At 73.1% G+C, this 13,793-nt stretch carries 9 protein-coding genes; 6 read left to right on the top strand and 3 right to left on the bottom strand.

All coding sequences use genetic code 11. The features are described 5' to 3' along the window. Positions 1 to 12: 12 nt before the first annotated feature. Complete coding sequence (locus tag ACWCV9_RS34385) at positions 13 to 1,398, bottom strand: ABC transporter substrate-binding protein (RefSeq protein WP_450792515.1); 1,386 nt, start codon at positions 1,396 to 1,398, stop codon at positions 13 to 15. 180 nt (positions 1,399 to 1,578) lie between these two features. Then, positions 1,579 to 5,622, bottom strand: coding sequence for an FtsK/SpoIIIE domain-containing protein (locus ACWCV9_RS34380; protein WP_450792513.1), 4,044 nt, complete (start codon positions 5,620 to 5,622; stop codon positions 1,579 to 1,581). A gap of 379 nt (positions 5,623 to 6,001) precedes the next feature. On the opposite strand from ACWCV9_RS34380, the gene ACWCV9_RS34375 reads away from it, so the two are divergent. From ACWCV9_RS34375 to ACWCV9_RS34360, 4 genes are all read left to right on the top strand, one after another. After that, positions 6,002 to 7,702 (top strand): protein kinase domain-containing protein, encoded by a 1,701-nt coding sequence (locus ACWCV9_RS34375; RefSeq protein ID WP_450792511.1) that lies wholly within the window; start codon positions 6,002 to 6,004, stop codon positions 7,700 to 7,702. Positions 7,703 to 7,826: 124 nt separating this feature from the next. After that, positions 7,827 to 9,053 (top strand): serine/threonine-protein kinase, encoded by a 1,227-nt coding sequence (locus tag ACWCV9_RS34370; protein ID WP_450792509.1) that lies wholly within the window; start codon positions 7,827 to 7,829, stop codon positions 9,051 to 9,053. A 100-nt stretch (positions 9,054 to 9,153) separates the two neighbouring features. Continuing rightward, positions 9,154 to 10,260: a peptide chain release factor 2 gene (gene prfB / locus ACWCV9_RS34365; protein ID WP_450792507.1), complete on the top strand. Its 1,107-nt coding sequence runs from the start codon at positions 9,154 to 9,156 to the stop codon at positions 10,258 to 10,260. A gap of 305 nt (positions 10,261 to 10,565) precedes the next feature. Then, entirely contained in the window at positions 10,566 to 11,582 is a 1,017-nt protein-coding gene (locus ACWCV9_RS34360) for an LPXTG cell wall anchor domain-containing protein (RefSeq protein WP_450792506.1), read from the top strand. A 94-nt stretch (positions 11,583 to 11,676) separates the two neighbouring features. On the opposite strand, the gene ACWCV9_RS34355 is transcribed toward ACWCV9_RS34360, so the two are convergent. Next, a complete protein-coding gene (locus ACWCV9_RS34355) occupies positions 11,677 to 11,868 on the bottom strand; it encodes a hypothetical protein (RefSeq protein ID WP_100826534.1) in 192 nt (63 codons plus the stop codon). Positions 11,869 to 12,085: 217 nt separating this feature from the next. Between ACWCV9_RS34355 and ftsE the strand changes: the two genes are divergently transcribed. Then, positions 12,086 to 12,775: a cell division ATP-binding protein FtsE gene (gene ftsE / locus ACWCV9_RS34350; RefSeq protein WP_031159396.1), complete on the top strand. Its 690-nt coding sequence runs from the start codon at positions 12,086 to 12,088 to the stop codon at positions 12,773 to 12,775. 43 nt (positions 12,776 to 12,818) lie between these two features. Continuing rightward, positions 12,819 to 13,736 (top strand): permease-like cell division protein FtsX, encoded by a 918-nt coding sequence (ftsX, locus tag ACWCV9_RS34345; protein ID WP_385847359.1) that lies wholly within the window; start codon positions 12,819 to 12,821, stop codon positions 13,734 to 13,736. Positions 13,737 to 13,793: the final 57 nt, after the last annotated feature.

The raw sequence follows: 13,793 nt of genomic DNA, 5'->3' as shown, positions 1-13,793 counted from the left end.
GCCATCGCCGGATCAGCTCCCGTTCCCGTACGCGGCCGCCGCGTCCTTCTCCAGCTTCGCCTGCGCCCCCGCGACATCGCCGGGGTTCTTCAGGAAGTCCTGGAGGTCCTTCCACTCGCCCTTGCCGGGGGTGCCGCCGAACGCCTGCGGGGCCTGGTCGGACATGTCGAAGCGGAAGTCGTCACCGGACGCGATCAGCGCCTTGGCGATCTTCTGCTGCACCTCGTTCGGGTAGGCCGAGACCGGCACGTTCTTGTTCGGCGAGAGATAGCCGCCGAGCTTCGCCTGGATCGTCGCCGCGTCCGGGGAGGCCAGGAAGGTCACCAGGGCCTGCGCCGCCTTGGAGTCCTTGAGGATCACCGCCGCGTCGCCACCGGAGACCACCGGCGCGGTGGAGCCGACGGCCGGGAACGGGAACACCTTCGCGTCCGTGCCCACCTTCGCCTTGGTCTCCCCGATGTTGACCTGCACGAAGTCGCCCTCGTAGACCATCGCCGCCTTCGGCTGGTCGCCGCCGGTGAAGGTCTGGGTGACCGAGGCCGGGAACTCCGTCTGGAGCGCGCCGTCCTGACCGCCCGCCAGATACTCCTTCTTCCCCCAGATCTGCGCGAGCGTCGTCAGCGCCTGCTTCACCGAAGGATCGGTCCACTTGATCTTGTGCTGGGCGAGCTGGTCGTACTTCTTCGGCCCGGCCTGCGACAGATACACGTTCTCGAACCAGTCGGTCAGCGGCCAGCCGTCCGCGCCCGCCACCGAGAACGGCGTCACCCCGGAGTCGTCCACCGCCTGCGCGGTGGTCAGCAGGTCCTTCCAGGTCTTCGGCTCCTTGGCGTTCGCGTTCTCGAAGACCTTGGCGTTGTACCAGATCAGCGACTTGTTGGCGGCCTTGTAGTAGACGCCGTACTGCTTGCCGTCGACCTTGCCGATGTCCTGCCAGCCCTGCGAGTAGTTCTGCTGAAGCTCCTTCACGGCCTCGGGTCCGAGCGGCTTGGCCCAGCCCTTCTGCGCGGCCTGCCTGATGGCGCCGGGCTGCGGCAGCAGCGCCACGTCCGGCGGCTGACCGCCCGCGATCTTGGAGCCGAGGAAGTTGATGATCGGGTCCTGGGCGGGCACGAAGGTGACCTTCGCGCCGGTGCGCCTCTCGAACTCGGCCAGCACCTGCTTGAAGTTCTTCTGCTCCTGGCCGGTCCAGACGGCGGCGATCTCCAGCGTCGCGCCGTCCAGCTTCGGCAGGCTGACGGTGGGGGCGGTGCCGCTGCCCGTGCTCTCGCCCCCGCCGCCCTTCTTGTCCTTGCCGCCGCCGGAGCAGGCGGTGAGCGCGAGGGCTCCCGCGAGCAGGGCGGCGAGTGTGGTGACGGCCCTGTGTGTCCGGATGGTGCTGCTGCTCGTGCTGCGCATCACTTCCCCGTTCGTCGTTCTCCGTTGAACGTCGTCGAGCGTTGTCGAGCGTCGGGAGTGTCCCGTCGGTCCGGTGTACGCCGGGCCGCTCGCGGGCGGCAAGAGCGCCTGCGGCGTGCCGGGCCGCATCGTGACCGGCTCGTGACCAGCGTTCCCCAGGAGACTCGTGACCAGCCTTCCCTAGGAGAGGAGGGACGGCACCTCCGCCGCCGAGACCTGGCGGGCGGCGCGCTCCACCGCGCTCGCCAGCAGGGCGAGGTCGGTGGGGCCGTTGCCCAGCTCCCGCACCGGCCGGCGGGCCGGCGGGTCGCCCATGCGCTCCCAGTCCAGCGGGACGACCGTGGGCCGCTGGGTCGCGGTCCGCGGGATACGGCCCGTGACCCGGCCGCCCTGGAACCCGGTCGGCTGCCCGTCCCGGTACGTCAGCCGTCCGCGGCCCGGCGCCGGTTCGTCGGGGCCCGACCCGGGCGCGTCCAGCGCGATCCGCAGCGTGGCCCGGCGCGCCGGTTCCGTCTCCGCCGTACGACCGCCGGTCCCGGCCGCCGCCACCAGGTGCATGCCGAGCCGCTCGCCCTCCCGGGCCACCGCCTCCAGCGCCCGCAGCACCGAACCGGCGGCGGGCCGGCCCGGCGAGCCGAGCGCGGGCGAGACCAGCGCGTCCAGGTCGTCCACGACGACCACCAGCCGGGGCAGCGGGGGTGCCGCCACGGCCCGCTGCCGCGCCGCCGTGCCCGGCCGCAGCCGCAGCGTGGAGCTGGGCGGCGTCTCTATGTCCCCGGTGCCCGCCGTGCGCTGCGGGACGATCCGGCCCGAGACCGCCTGCCCCGCATGCCACTGGGCGAAGTCCGTCCGGCCCAGCAGCTCCGCCCGCCGCTTCAGCTCGGCGGCCAGCGACTGCGCGAACTCCCGCATGCGGACGGGGTCGTTGGCGATGAGATGGGTGGTGACATGCGGTATGTCGGTGCACACGCGCAGGCCCTCCCCGCGGCCGGCGCCGGTGCCGACGCCGTCCCGGCCGTCGACGAGGACCACGCTCAGCCGGTCCGGCCGCTCGGCGGCGGCGAGCGAGGCGACCACGGTCCGCAGCAGCTCGGTACGGCCGCTGCCGGGTGGCCCCTCGATCAGCAGATGCGGTCCGTCGGCCACCAGGTCCGCGGTGAGCGGCCCGCGCGGACCGGCGCCGAGCACCGCCCGGGCGCGTCCGCCCAGCGACTCCGGGTCGTCCGCCGCGTCCGCCCAGCGGGCCATCAGCGACGCCGGGGTGGCCCGGGCCAGCCCCAGCTCGTCCAGCAGCCGCGCCGACCGGGGCAGCGGCGCCGCCACGCGCGCGTGCCGCTCACCGGCCGGACCGTCCGCCCGCAGCGGGGCCAGCGCCCGCGCGAACCGCTCCGCCCAGGCGGCCGACACGGCGTCCACGGCGGCGACCGTGCCGGGGCCGACCGGGCCGGTGGGCGCCACCCGCAGCACATGCACCGCGGTGGCGACGTCCCCGCCGAGGAGGGCGACGGCACCGCAGTGCCGGAACGTCGGCGCCGCCGCACACGCGGCCTCGTACGTCCGGGTGACCGGGGAGGCGGGGGAGGCGGGCTCGGTCTCGGCGAGACACACCACATGGATCCCGGCCCGCGGCCCGGCGACGGCCAGCCGCGCGACGGCCTCCTGAAGGGCGGCACCGCCGGGATCCCCGTCCACGACGACGACGGTGTAGGGACCGGGAAAGCCGCCGACCCCGGCCCCGGTGCCCTCCCTGGCCCAGGAGGGACGCCGGGAGGCGCCTGCCTGGGCGGGGATGGTGGGGTTGGGACTGTGCGACGAGGTGCCGGGCGCGGTGGCGACACCGGTGTGGGGGTGGGCCGTGGTCCTGCCGGTGGCGGCGTGCTCCTCGACCCGGCGCAGCAGCTCCTCGGTGCGGGCGGCCGCCTGTTCCCGGTCGTAGGCCAGCAGCAGCCGGCAGTCCTGGCCGTGGCCCGGCCGGACATGCGGGAGCCAGCCCAGCCAGGACCACTCGGCGGTGCGTTCCTGCACCGGGCGCGTGCGGTCCGCGCTGATCAGCACGATCTCCAGCAGGTCGGGGGAGTGCAGCCCGGCGAGCTGGGCCAGTACCGCGCGGGCGAGCCCGGAAAGACGGGGCCGGGGCCCGGCGAGGCCCAGCGCGCCGGCCTCCCGCAGCGCGGCGGTCACCGGTACGGAGGGCAGCAGGCCCGAGCCGTCGGGCGCGCTCCGGTCGGCGGTGCCGAGCCGCACGGTCAGCGCCTCGGGGTGGCCGGGCCCCCGCTCCCACAGCCGGGGCCCGGGGCCGAGCGCCGTCAGCAGCAGTGCGGCCGGGTCGGGCCAGGTCTCCGGGTACTGCGGGGCACCGGCCGCGGGGGCGTCGCCCGCGGTGGCGCCGGATACGCCGTCGCCCACCTGCTCGCGCGCCGGCTCACCGCGCCCCCCGGCCAACCGCCGCGCCCACGCCCCGAGCCCGCGCCGCCGGGCGGCCGGGCCGAGTTCGGTACGTGCGGCGCCGGCGCGGACGCCGCCGGCTCCGCCCCCGGCCACGCCGAAGCGCCCGGCGTGGGTCGAGTTGGAGCTGGAGCTGGTGCTGGGGGTGGAGTTGGGGTTGAGGCTGGCATTGGGTCCGTATCCCGTGCCGGAGCCGGATCCTGCGCCGGAGCCGGAGTCGTATCCCGTGCCGGTGTCGATGCCGGTGCGGTGCTCGATTCCGGGTGCGCCGCCCTGCCCGGGTACGACCGGCGCGGCCCGCCGGTGCTCCTGAGCCCCCGCACCGGCCCCGGAGGCCCCCCAGCCGCCGGAGTCATACCCGTGCTGCGCCCCACCGACGGCCTCCGCGGCCGCGTCGAAGCCACCGGCACCCGCCCCTCGGGGATGCTGCCCGCCCGCCGAGGACGGGCCCGCCCCACCAGGGCGACCCGCAGTCGGCGCCGAGTCATCCGCCCCCCGGGAATACCCTGCACCCGCCGTGGACGAGTCGGCCCAGCCGGTTCCCCGCGCACCCGCCGACGCCGAGTCCGCCCCGCCAGGGCGACCCGCGCCGGCCGACGCCGAGCCCGCTCCGCCAGAACTCCCCACTCCCGCCGACGTGGGGTCTGCCCCACCAGGGCGACCCGCACTCGCCGCCGAGGCATCCGCCCCCCGGGAATACCCTGCACCCGCTGAGGAGGAGTCGGCCCAGCCGGTTCCGCGCGCACCCGCCGACGTCGAGCCCGCCCCGGCAGGGCCACCCGCAGTCGCCGACGCCGAGCCCGTCCCACCAGGGCGACCCGCACTCGCCGCCGAGCCATCCGCCCCCCGGGAATACCCCGCACCCGCCGACGCCGAGTCGGCCCAGCCGGTTCCTCCCGCCCCGGCCGACGCCGAGCCAACCCCGCCAGGGCGACCCGCACCCGCCGACGTCGAGCCCGCCCCACCAGAGCCACTCGCACCCGACGATGCCGAGCCAACCCCGCCAGAACCCCCCGCACCCGCCGACGGCGAGTCCGACCCGCCAGGGCCACCCGCAGTCGGCGACGAAAGCTGTACGGGTGGTGCGGGTGGGAAAACGGACCCCGCCCCCACGACCCGCACGCACCCCTCCCCGTCGGCCACCGTCCGCATCCGCGCCCCCGGCCCCCCGCACGGAGCAACCCGCAGCGCCGACTCCCCGATCCTCAGCAGACCCCCCGGAGGGAACCGCACCGCACGCTCCGTCACCCGCGCCGCGTCCAGCGTCGTACCGTTCGTGGAGCCCAGGTCGGCGACCGAGACGCGGCCGTCGGCGGCGACGGTGACGGCGCAGTGCAGCCGGGAGACATCGGGGTCGTCCAGCGGGACGTCCGCCTCGGCCGAGCGGCCGACGGTGATCCGGCCGCCGTGCAGCAGATGCACCCCGCCCGCGTCCGGACCCGCGACCACATGCAGCTGGGTCGGTGCCTCGTCCAGCTCGGGATGCGGCTCGGGGGCCGCGGGGGCGCCCAGCGACAGCACCGCGCCGTCGATCAGCGGCGGTTCGCCGAGGACGCTGCGGCGCGGGTCGAGCCGCTCGGTGCCGGCGTACAGCACCACGCTCGCGCCGCCGGCCTCCCGCCCGCTGCCGCCGTCCCCGGCGACCGCGCCGGCCAGTGCCGAGGCGACCGCGGCCAGCTCCGTGCCCACGGGCGCCGTGACCAGCACGTCGCGGCTCGCGGCGCGACCCCGCTGCGGGGCGGGGCCCAGCGGGTCTACGACGGTCAGCCGGATCTGCATCGGCGTCAGCGGTCCCTTCTGCGCGGGTCTGCGCGGGCGCGGACTTCCCCCCACCCCACACGAGCACGTCGGCCAGTACTGGAAGGCATCCTTGCACCTGCCACCGACAACGCGCCCGGTTCCCGGTGACAAGTGATCTTGATTGGTCGGCTCTGCCCCCAAAAGTGCCTGACCATGGACGCGCGGGCGATCAGTTGAGATCGGTCACGTCCGCCTCCGGCAACCACCGGACCGGCACGGGCGTCTTCCCGTCGAACACTTCGAACGCGCCCGGGAACGCATACGTAGTGGCTCGAAGAGCGGCACTACAGTGGGTCGGAACACCGGACGCAGACCGGGATGCAGTCAACCAGGCAGCAAGCAGCAGGGAGCGCGTGACGTGCGGCCAGTCGGCAGCAAGTACCTGCTTGAGGAGCCGCTCGGACGCGGCGCCACAGGCACCGTCTGGCGTGCCCGCCAGCGAGAGACCGCGGGCGCCGAGGCGGCCGTGGCCGGTCAGCCCGGCGAGACGGTCGCGATCAAGGTCCTCAAGGAGGAGCTGGCGAGCGACCCGGACATCGTGATGCGCTTCCTGCGGGAACGCTCGGTCCTGCTGCGGCTCACCCACCCGAACATCGTGCGGGTCCGCGACCTGGTCGTGGAGGGTGATCTGCTGGCGCTGGTCATGGACCTCGTCGACGGCCCCGACCTGCACCGCTATCTGCGCGAGAACGGCCCGCTGACCCCGGTCGCCGCGGCCCTGCTCACCGCCCAGATCGCCGACGCGCTCGCCGCCAGCCACGCCGATGGCGTGGTCCACCGCGACCTGAAGCCCGCCAACGTGCTGCTCCGGGAGCACGACGGCCGGATGCACCCGATGCTGACCGACTTCGGCATCGCCCGCCTCGCCGACTCCCCGGGCCTGACCCGCACCCACGAGTTCGTCGGCACGCCCGCGTATGTCGCGCCGGAGTCCGCCGAGGGCCGCCCGCAGACCTCCGCCGTCGACATCTACGGCGCCGGCATCCTGCTGTACGAGCTGGTCACGGGCCGTCCGCCGTTCGCCGGCTCCACCGCCCTGGAGGTGCTGCACCAGCACCTGAGCGCGGAGCCCCGCCGCCCCTCCACCGTCCCGGACCCGCTGTGGACGGTCATAGAGCGCTGTCTGCGCAAGAACCCGGACGAACGGCCGAGCGCCGAGAACCTCGCGCGCGGGCTGCGCGTGGTCGCCGAGGGCATCGGTGTGCACGCGAACGCCGTGCAGATCACCGCCGCCGAGGGCGTGGGCGCGCTGCTCGCCCCGGACCCGGCCCCGGCCGCCGTACCGGACGGGGTGCCCGGTGCCGCCGACCCGACCCAGGTGCTGCCGACCAACGCCCCGCAGGCGTCGTACGACCCGAACGCGGCGACCAGCTTCCTGCCGCACACCGGCGGTCCGGCCGGCGCCGCCGACCCCACCGCCGTTCTGCCGAACACCGGCGCGGCGGACCCGACGGCGGTGCTGCCCCCGATGCCGCAGGGGCAGCCGGGGCAGCCCGACGGCCCGCAGCCCGAGCAGCCGCATCCCTGGCAGACCCAGCTGCGCGCGGCCCGCGACCGCAACGAGCAGACGCAGATCCAGTACCTGGAGCCGGAGGAGGACCCACTGCGCCGCCGGCCGCAGCGGCAGGTCGCCCGGCCCCAGCAGCAGCCCCGCCCGGCCCCCCAGCCGCGCCCGCAGCAGCCGCAGCAGCGCGGCCGTCAGCAGGGCTACCAGCAGGGGTACGGCTATGCGCCGCAGCCCCAGCAGCCGCAGCAGGGGTACCAGCCGCAGCCGTACGCGCCGCCCCAGCAGCCGCAAGCGCGGCCCGCGCGGGAGCCGAGGCCGCCGCGGCAGCGCAGCGCCAACCCGATGAAGATCCCCGGGCTCGGCTGCCTGAAGGGCTGCCTCTTCACGATCGTCATCCTGGTCGTGGCGAGCTGGCTCATCTGGGAGCTGACCCCGCTGCACACCTGGGTCGGCCAGGGCCGCGGCTACTGGCACGAGCTGACCCACTGGATCGGCCGGATCAGCAGCTGGGTCAAGGACCTGGGCAGCGCCTCGGGCGGCAGCGGCAACTGAGCACCGCGCCCGGCCGCGGGTTTGCGGATTTGTCGACATCTGGCGGGTGATTTCCGTCTCCGCGGTGAAGGTTGGCTCCCCGGACGCGTAGTTTTAGCGACAACACGCGTCGGTAGGAGCAGTCTTGGCACGGAAGATCGGCAGCCGGTACACCGCCAACCAGATCCTGGGGCGGGGCAGCGCCGGCACGGTGTGGCTGGGCGAGGGGCCCGAGGGGCCCGTCGCCATCAAGCTGCTGCGCGAGGACCTCGCCTCCGACCAGGAGCTGGTGAGCCGCTTCGTCCAGGAGCGCACCGCGCTGCTCGGTCTGGAGCACCCGCACATCGTCTCCGTGCGCGACCTGGTGGTCGACGGCAACGACCTCGCACTCGTCATGGACCTGGTCCGCGGCACCGATCTGCGCACCCGGCTGGAGCGCGAGCGGCGGCTCGCCCCCGAGGCGGCCGTGGCGATCGTCGCCGACGTCGCCGACGCGCTGGCCGTCGCCCACAAGGCCGGGATCGTGCACCGGGACGTGAAGCCCGAGAACGTCCTGCTGGACATGCAGGGCCCGCTGGGGCCCGGCGGCGCCCACCCCGCCCTGCTCACGGACTTCGGCGTCGCCAAGCTGATCGACTCGCCGAAGCGGACCAGGGCCACGAAGATCATCGGCACCCCGGACTATCTCGCCCCGGAGATCGTGGAGGGCCTGCCCCCGCGCGCGTCCGTCGACATCTACGCCCTCGCCACCGTCCTGTACGAGCTGCTGGCCGGCTTCACGCCCTTCGGCGGCGGCCACCCCGGCGCGGTGCTGCGCCGGCACGTCACCGAGACCGTCGTACCGCTGCCCGGGATCCCCGAGGAGCTGTGGCAGCTGCTCGTGCAGTGCCTGGCCAAGGCGCCCGCCTCCCGGCTGCGCGCCTCCGAGCTGGCGGCGCGGCTGCGGGAGCAGCTGCCCACCCTGGCCGGGCTGCCGCCGCTGGACGTGGACGAGCCGGAGCCGTCCGAGGACGCCGCCGAGGAGCAGCCGCCCGCCGCGCCGCCGGGCGGTGAGCCGGTACGGCGCCGGGGCGCGGTCTCCCTGGTGCCCGGGGCCAGGCCGGACTCCAACCGGGACACCCACACGTCGATGCGGGTGCCGGGGCCGGACGAGCTGGCCGGCGGCGCCCACGGCACGGCCCGCGCGCCCCGCGCGTCCGGCGCACCCCGCCCGGGCTCGGCCAAGCACCGGGCCACGGTGCGCCGCCGCCGCATCACCGTGAGCGTGGCCGGCGTCGCCGTGGCGGCCGTGGTCGGCGTGGGCGCCTGGTGGGCCTCCTCCGGCGACAGCGACCACCCGGCCCCCTCCCCGCACAGCACCTCGGCCCCGTAGGCCCCGCGCGCTCCCGGGGAACGCGTGTCCGGGCGGCGGAGCCCGGGGTGAGGGGGGACACTCTGCCCTTTGCGCCCGGCGGAGCCGTTACGCTGGTTGCGTGGCAGTCGTCGATGTATCCGAAGAGCTGAAGTCCCTCTCCTCGACCATGGAGTCGATCGAGGCCGTCCTGGACCTCGACAAGATGAGGGCAGACATCGCCGTGCTCGAGGAGCAGGCGGCCGCGCCGTCCCTGTGGGACAACCCGGACGAGGCGCAGAAGATCACCAGCAAGCTCTCCCACCTCCAGGCCGAGGTCAGGAAGGCGGAGGCGCTGCGCGGGCGGATCGACGATCTCGCCGTGCTCTTCGAGATGGCCGAGGAGGAGGACGACCCGGACACCCGCGCCGAGGCCGAGTCCGAGCTGGCCTCCGTGAAGAAGGCGCTGGACGAGATGGAGGTCCGTACCCTCCTGTCCGGCGAGTACGACTCCCGCGAGGCGCTCGTCAACATCCGCGCCGAGGCCGGTGGCGTCGACGCCGCCGACTTCGCCGAGAAGCTCCAGCGCATGTACCTGCGCTGGGCCGAGCAGCGCGGCTACAAGACCGAGCTGATCGAGACGTCGTACGCCGAAGAGGCCGGCATCAAGTCGACCACCTTCTCCGTCCAGGCGCCCTACGCCTACGGCACCCTCTCCGTCGAGCAGGGCACCCACCGCCTCGTGCGCATCTCGCCGTACGACAACCAGGGCCGCCGGCAGACCTCCTTCGCCGGTGTCGAGGTGCTCCCGGTCGTCGAGCAGTCCGACCACGTCGAGATCGACGAGAGCGAGCTGCGGATCGACGTGTACCGCTCCTCCGGCCCCGGCGGCCAGGGCGTCAACACGACCGACTCGGCCGTCCGCATCACCCACCTGCCCACCGGCATCGTGGTCTCCTGCCAGAACGAGCGCTCGCAGATCCAGAACAAGGCGACCGCGATGAACGTCCTCCAGGCCAAGCTGCTGGAGCGCCGCCGGCAGGAGGAGCAGGCCAAGATGGACGCCCTCAAGGGCGACGGCGGCAACTCCTGGGGCAACCAGATGCGTTCGTACGTGCTGCACCCCTACCAGATGGTCAAGGACCTGCGCACCGACTACGAGGTCGGCAACCCGGAGGCCGTCTTCAACGGCGAGATCGACGGGTTCCTGGAGGCCGGTATTCGCTGGCGCAAGCAGCAGGAGAAGTAACTTTGTCGACATGACAACTGCCGCCTGTTCGGGCGGCAGTTGTCATTTGTCTGGGTTTTACATCACACTCACAGGCTTCAACTCCCCCCAAGAGCCCTCCCATCGGGCATTCCGCCCGCAATGCCCTTGACGTTGCTTTGAAAAATGGGAAGGGTGAGGCTGGCATGCGTGTCTTCCGGGGCGCATGTGAACCGGGGGATACGAACCGCTCGACCCAGTCTCGAGCTTCGTCAGCTGCCTCCGTCGATCACGGCAAGCCCCGCACGCCGCCTCATTGACGAACAGCTACTGGGGGTAGCAACCACATGACGAACAAGACGCGGGTCCGGGTCGCGCGGATAGCCGCGGGCGCGGTGATCGCGGCCGGCGCCTCGCTGATGGTCGCCGGAGTGGCCTCGGCCGACGGCAACGGCAACGACAACGGCGGCACCGACGGCGGCTGCCCGATCGCGGTCTGCACCGACGGCGGCACCACGAACGGCGGCACCGACGGCGGTTCGACCGACGGCGGTTCCACCGATGGCGGTTCGACCGACGGTGGCTCCACCGATGGTGGTTCCACGGACGGCGGGTCGACCAACGGGGGCAGCACGGACGGTGGCAGCACCGACGGCGGCTCCACCGACGGCGGTTCGGACTCCACCATCGGCGGTCTGATCACCGGTGGCACCGACGGCGGCTCCTCCGACGGCGGCAGCAGCGACGGCGGCTCCTCCAACGGCGGTTCGGACTCCACCATCGGCGGTCTGATCACCGGTGGCACCGACGGCGGCTCCTCCGACGGCGGCAACGGCAACAGCGGTGGCAACGGCAACGGCGGCTCCGGCGGCGACGGCGGTTCCAGCGCCTCCGGCGGCTCCTCCGACGGCGGCAACGGCAACAGCGGTGGCAACGGCAACAGCGGCGGCTCCGGCAACAGCGGTGGCTCCGGCAACAGCGGCGGCTCCGGCAACAGCGGCGGCTCCGGCAACAGCGGCGGCTCCACCACCTCCGGCGGCGACAGCGGCAGCGGCGGCACCAGCACCTCCGGCGGCGGCAGCACGGACGGCTCCGTCGGTGGCGGCTCCAGCACCGGCGGCAACAACGACAGCCCCCAGGGCGGCAGCGGCGGCAACAACAACGTGCCGCAGCAGGAGGGCTCCTCGGCCCTCACCGACACCGGCTCGGACTCGGGCAACAAGGGCAAGGGCAAGCAGCTCGCCGAGACCGGTGCGGGCGAGACCACGTTCCTGCTGGTCGGCGCCGCGACGATGATCGCCGGCGGTATCGGCTTCCGGGTGCTCCCGCGCCTCGCGGGCGGCCGGGGCGGCGCGGCCGCCTGACCGTGGCCACCCGGTCACGCAGCGCGTACGACGCCTGAGAAGAAGGGCCCGGAGCTCGGCGCTCCGGGCCCTTCCCGTGTCTGCGGGAGATGTTCTACGCGGTCTGGTGCGCCAGCAGCGCCACCGCGGCGATCAGCACCGCGAGCAGCGCGATCAGCGCCATCGGGTTCAGACCCGCGAGAAAACCCTCCTGCTGGAGCCGCTCGCGGTTGGCACGGCACACCGGGCACCGGCCCTCGCTCACGGGCGCCGCGCAGTTCGCGCACACCAACCGGTCGTACGTCATGCGCTCGCCCTCCTTGCACCGGCCATCACACGTACAACGCTCACGGGGACGAGAACGTTCCCCCTACCACTGTGCCAGGTTCCCGCCGAGCGTGCGCCCGCCCGCCCCCCGGTACAAAAACGCACAAGTCTTGTCCAACCTCAACCCGCGACTGCACTTGCACACCCGGTTCGCGTATGGTCACGCTCATCTACCCCCGGCGACCCGTGGTGCATCCGTGATCCGATTCGACAACGTCTCCAAGGTCTACCCCAAGCAGACCCGCCCCGCACTCAGGGATGTCTCCCTGGAGGTGGAGAAGGGTGAATTCGTCTTCCTCGTGGGGTCCTCCGGCTCCGGAAAGTCCACCTTCCTGCGGCTCGTCCTCCGCGAGGAGCGGTGCAGCCACGGCCAGGTGCACGTGCTGGGCAAGGACCTCGCGCGCCTCTCCAACTGGAAGGTGCCGCAGATGCGCCGCCAGCTGGGGACCGTGTTCCAGGACTTCCGGCTGCTGCCGAACAAGACGGTCGCGGAGAACGTGGCCTTCGCGCAGGAGGTGATCGGCAAGTCGCGCGGCGAGATCCGCAAGTCCGTGCCGCAGGTGCTCGACCTCGTCGGCCTCGGCGGCAAGGAGGACCGGATGCCCGGCGAGCTGTCCGGTGGTGAGCAGCAGCGCGTCGCGATCGCGCGGGCCTTCGTCAACCGGCCCAAGCTGCTGATCGCCGACGAGCCCACCGGCAACCTCGACCCGCAGACCTCCGTCGGCATCATGAAGCTGCTCGACCGGATCAACCGGACGGGCACCACCGTCATCATGGCGACGCACGACCAGAACATCGTGGACCAGATGCGCAAGCGCGTCATCGAGCTGGAAAAGGGCCGCCTCGTCCGCGACCAGGCCCGCGGCGTCTACGGCTACCAGCACTGACCGCACGCAGCACCCTGTTCCCGAAAGGCCTGAAGAAGCAGCCATGCGCGCCCAGTTCGTCCTGTCGGAGATCGGAGTCGGTCTCCGCCGCAATCTGACGATGACGTTCGCCGTCATCGTCTCCGTCGCCCTGTCCCTGGCCCTGTTCGGCGGGTCACTGCTGATGAGCGACCAGGTCAGCACCATGAAGGGGTACTGGTACGACAAGGTCAACGTCTCGATCTTCCTGTGCAACAAGCACGACGCCGAGACGGACGTCAACTGCGCCAAGGGCGCGGTCACCGAGGACCAGAAGAAGCAGATCCTCGCCGACCTGCACAAGATGACCATCGTCGAGAAGGTCGCGTACGAGTCGCAGGACGAGGCGTACAAGCACTACAAGGAGCAGTTCGGCAACTCCCCGCTGGCCGGCTCGCTGACGCCGGACCAGATGCAGGAGTCGTACCGGATCAAGCTCAAGGACCCGCAGAAGTACGCGGTGATCGCGACCGCGTTCAACGGGCGCCCCGGTGTGCAGTCCGTGCAGGACCAGAAGGGCATCCTGGACAACCTCTTCCAGCTGCTGAACCTGATGAACCGGGGCGCGCTCGGCGTGATGGCGATGATGCTGCTGGTCGCGCTGTTGCTGATCGTCAACACCGTGCGGGTCTCGGCGTTCAGCCGACGGCGCGAGACCGGGATCATGCGCCTGGTCGGTGCCTCGGGCTTCTACATCCAGGCGCCGTTCATCGCGGAGGCGGCCGTCGCCGGTCTCATCGGCGGCAGCCTCGCCTGTGTGTTCCTGGTCGTCGGCCGGTACTTCACCATCGACCACGGCATGGCCCTGTCCCACAAGCTCACGCTCATCAACTTCGTCGGCTGGGACGCGGTGTTGACCAAGCTGCCGCTGATCCTCGCCACCAGCGTCCTGATGCCGTCCCTGGCGGCGTTCTTCGCGCTGCGCAAGTATCTGAAGGTGTGACGCACACCCCTCGGAACTCCCCGGGGCCGTACGGGTATCGGCCCGTGCGGCCCCGCG

The sequence above is a fragment of the Streptomyces sp. NPDC001606 genome, assembly GCF_053596835.1.
This window is presented reverse-complemented; position numbering and strand designations above follow the sequence as displayed.